The sequence below is a fragment of the Geodermatophilus sp. SYSU D01036 genome (assembly GCF_054050435.1).
In genome coordinates this window covers 1-3,626 of the sequence record NZ_JBJGZJ010000051.1, presented here as the reverse complement: position 1 = coordinate 3,626, position 3,626 = coordinate 1, and the positions used below count along the sequence as shown (strand labels likewise).

The following is a 3,626-nucleotide window of genomic DNA, read 5'->3' as shown; positions in this document are numbered from 1 at the left end:
GGCGCGTGGGCCCCGCGTTTGGGTTCGTGGAACCCCGCGCGGCGGGGGGGACGCGGGGGGGGGGGGCCCCAGGACGCAGCATGATCAGGCGGGCTGATCGTGCGCGGACGCCGCCGGCCGGCTCGAGCGCGTCGTCGTCCGCGGGCTCGGCGACGGCGGCGCCGGGCAGCCGCTCGGTGGACACCGTCCGCCCGGGCCGGCTGTCCACGCCGACGGTCCCGCCGTGCCCGGCCACCACGGCCGCGGCGATCGCCAGCCCCAGGCCGGTGCTGCCGCCGCCCCGCGAGCGCGCCGCGCCGGAGCTGCGCGCTCCCTGGACGCGGCGCGGGAGCCGGCGGGGTCCTGCGTGCTCCGCCGCGCCGCCCGCCGTCCCGGCTGTCAGGCTCGGGGGTGATGACGACGGGGACCGCCGACCTGACCCCTCCCGCGGCGCCGGCGGGCCTGACCGCGGCCGAGGCGCGGGCGCGGCACCGGCGCGGCGAGGGCAACGTCGCGGTCAGCGCGTCCTCGCGCAGCTACGCGGTCATCCTGCGCACCAACGTCTTCTCCTCCTTCAACGTCATCCTGTTCACCATCGGCGCGGCGCTGCTGGCGCTGGGCCGGTACAGCGACGCGTTCACCAGCGTCGGCCTCGGGCTGGTCAACGCCGCGATCAGCGCGGTGCAGGAGATCCGCGCCAAGCGCAAGCTCGACCGGCTGCAGCTGCTCGCGCGCGGCACGGTGACGGTGGTCCGCGACGGCGCCGACACCGAGGTGCCGCCGGAGGAGGTCGTGCTCGGCGACGTGCTGCGGCTGCGCCCGGGCGGGCAGGTCGTCGTCGACGGGCCGGTCCTCGCCGGGCGGCTGGAGGTGGACGAGTCGCTGCTGACCGGGGAGTCCGAGGCGCTGCCCAGGGAGCCCGGCGACGACCTGCTGTCGGGCTCGTTCGTCGTCGGCGGCGAGGGCGCCCAGCTGGCCCGCGAGGTCGGCGCGGCGTCCTACGCCGGGCGGCTGACCGCCGAGGCGCGCCGGGCCTCCACCGACCGCACCCCGCTGCAGCGGCGGATCGACTTCGTCGTCCGGCTGGTCATGCTGCTCGTGCTGCTGATGAGCGTGACGATCCTGGCGCAGGCCGCGCTCGAGGGCTTCACCCTGGTGCGGACCGTGCAGACCACCGCGGTGCTGTCCGGGCTGGTCCCCTACGGGCTGTTCTTCCTCGTCGCGGTCGCCTACACCGTCGGCGCGGCCAAGAGCGCCGGCCGCGGCGCGCTGGTGCAGCAGGTGAACGCGGTGGAGTCGGTGAGCAACGTCGACGTCGTCTGCACCGACAAGACCGGCACGCTCACCACCGGCCGGCTGTCGCTGGCGGAGGTGCGGCCGGCCGGGCCGCTGCCGGCCGTCGAGGTGGAGCGGCTGCTGGGGTCGATGGCCCGCAGCGCCGCCGCGGGCAACCTGACGACGGCGGCGCTGGCCGCGGCGCTGCCCGGCGAGCCGGGGCCCGTCGCCGAGGAGGTGCCGTTCTCCTCCGCGCTGCGGTGGAGCGCGCTGCGCACCGCCGACGCCGTGCTGGTGCTCGGCGCCCCCGACACGCTGGCGCCGCGGCTGTCCGGCGAGCCGCTGGGCGTCCCCGTGCGCGACCTGGCCGGGCGGGGGCTGCGGGTGCTGGTGCTCGCCCGCGCCGGCCGGGACGCACCGCTGCGCGACGGCGCCGGCCGGGCGCGGCTGCCGGCCCTGGAGCCGCTGGCCGTCGTCGCGCTGGCCGACGAGCTGCGCCCCGGCGTCGTGGACACCCTCGCCCGGCTCACCGCGGACGGCATCGCGGTCAAGGTGGTCTCCGGCGACGACCCGGCCACGGTGGCGGCGCTGGCGCGGCAGGCGGGCCTGGAGCCCGGCGAGCCGGTGGCCGGCCCGGCGCTGGCGGGGCTGCCGGAGGCGCAGCTCGACGACGTCGTCGCGCGGACGACGGTGTTCGGGCGGATCGCCCCGGAGCAGAAGGAGCGGCTGGTCGACGCGCTGCGCCGGGCCGGCGGCTACGTGGCCATGGTCGGCGACGGCGTCAACGACGCCCGCGCGCTCAAGCGGGCGCACGTCGGCGTGGCGATGGCCAGCGGCAGCGCGGTCACCCGCGACGTCGCCGACATCGTGCTGACCGGCGACTCGCTGGCCGCGCTGCTGCCCGCGGCGCACGAGGGCCGCCGGATCATCACCGGGATCAGCACCTCGATGCAGGTGTTCCTGGCCCGCGTCGGCACCCAGGGGCTGGTCATCCTCGCCGTCACCATGCTCGGGCTGGGCTTCCCCTACTCCCCGGCGAACGTGGGGCTGACCCTTCTCACCGTCGGCGTCCCGACGCTGTTCCTCACCGCCTGGGCCCGCCCCTCCCCGCCCGACCCGCACCTGCTGACCACGCTGTGGCGGTTCGTCGTGCCGGCGGTGCTGGTGACCGCGGCCGGCGGGGTCGCCGTCTACGCCCGGCACTACACCGACCTGCTGCAGGGGTTCACCGACGACGCCGTCCCCTCCTTCGTCGTCGAGGACTTCGAGGCCTACACCGGCGTGTCCTCCGACGACGTGGGCTTCGCCGAGGCCGCGGCCACGATCGGCGCGCAGACCGCGCTGTCGACGTTCGTCTCCTACGCCGCGTTCCTGCTCATCCTGTTCCTCAAGCCGCCCACCCGGTGGTTCGCCGCCTGGACCCGCCCCGACGGCGACCGCCGCCCGGCGCTGCTGGTCCTCGCGCTGGTGGTGGTGTTCTCCGCCGGGCTGTTCTGGCCGGCCTTCACCACCTACTTCGGGCTCACCGAGGCCGCCGACCCGGTGTTCGAGACCGTGCTCCCGGCGCTGGTGCTCTGGTTCGCGGTGCTCACCGCGGCCTACCGGTTCCGGCTGCTCGAGCGGGCGCTGGGCCTGACCGGGGTGGTCAGCCCGCTGCAGCCGCCGGGGTCACGGGACCCAGGAGCTCGGCGAGGGTGAGCGCGGCCGCCCGCGGCCGGTCGACGACCAGCACCTCCCCGGGCACCGGGCCCGCGGCGCGGTAGCGGTCCCACCGGCCGGCGTGCCGGCGCATCCGGCCCTCGGGGATGCGGCGGCCGCGGATCCGCTGGCCCTCGGCGGCGTCGGCGGCGGAGACGTCGAGCAGCACCAGCCGGACCGCGCGCCCGGCCCGGCGGGCCGCCCGCAGCACCACCGGGCGCCACCAGCGGCTGGTCCACGGGTCGGTGAGGACGACGACCGGCGCGGGGCCGGCGAGCACCCGGAGGACGCGCAGCCGGTGCGCGGTGTGCACCAGCGGGCGCACCAGGCGGTAGGGCACCCGCGAGCCGGTGCGCCAGCGGGCGGCGACGTCCTCGGAGTCGACCGCGGCCACGCCCGGGACGCCGTCGCCGAGCACGCGCCGCACCAGCGTGGTCTTGCCGCTGCCGGGCAGGCCGCCGACGACGACCAGCGTGCGGGCCGGCGCCGGTGGGCGGTCGTCGGGCCGCGTCATCGGCAGGGTGGTGGTCACGGGTCTCCTCCTCCGGGCGCCGGCCGTCGCGGGGCGTGCGCTCCGGCGGAGCGGCGGACGGTACCGGCGCGGCGTCCCGCGCAGCCGCCCCGCGTGCGCGGGGACCGGGGTGCAGCGCGGCGCCGTCCTCCCCAACGGAGGA

General features: G+C 78.0%; 3 protein-coding genes. 1 reads left to right on the top strand and 2 read right to left on the bottom strand.

Features of this window, described 5'->3' with window-relative positions:
* A partial coding sequence (locus ACI8AR_RS23710; protein ID WP_457053181.1) for an ATP-binding protein occupies nt 1-382 on the bottom strand: 382 nt, incomplete at its 3' end.
* Nucleotides 383-393: 11 nt separating this feature from the next.
* Here ACI8AR_RS23710 and ACI8AR_RS23705 point away from each other — a divergent pair.
* The gene (locus ACI8AR_RS23705) at nt 394-2,952 is read left to right on the top strand and encodes an HAD-IC family P-type ATPase (protein WP_457053180.1); all 2,559 of its coding nucleotides are present in this window, start codon (nt 394-396) and stop codon (nt 2,950-2,952) included.
* Here ACI8AR_RS23705 and ACI8AR_RS23700 read toward each other — a convergent pair.
* Nucleotides 2,900-3,484, bottom strand: coding sequence for an AAA family ATPase (locus ACI8AR_RS23700; RefSeq protein ID WP_457053179.1), 585 nt, complete (start codon nt 3,482-3,484; stop codon nt 2,900-2,902). The two genes, ACI8AR_RS23705 and ACI8AR_RS23700, sit on opposite strands and share 53 nt — an antisense overlap.
* Between the last annotated feature and the right edge of the window lie 142 nt (nt 3,485-3,626).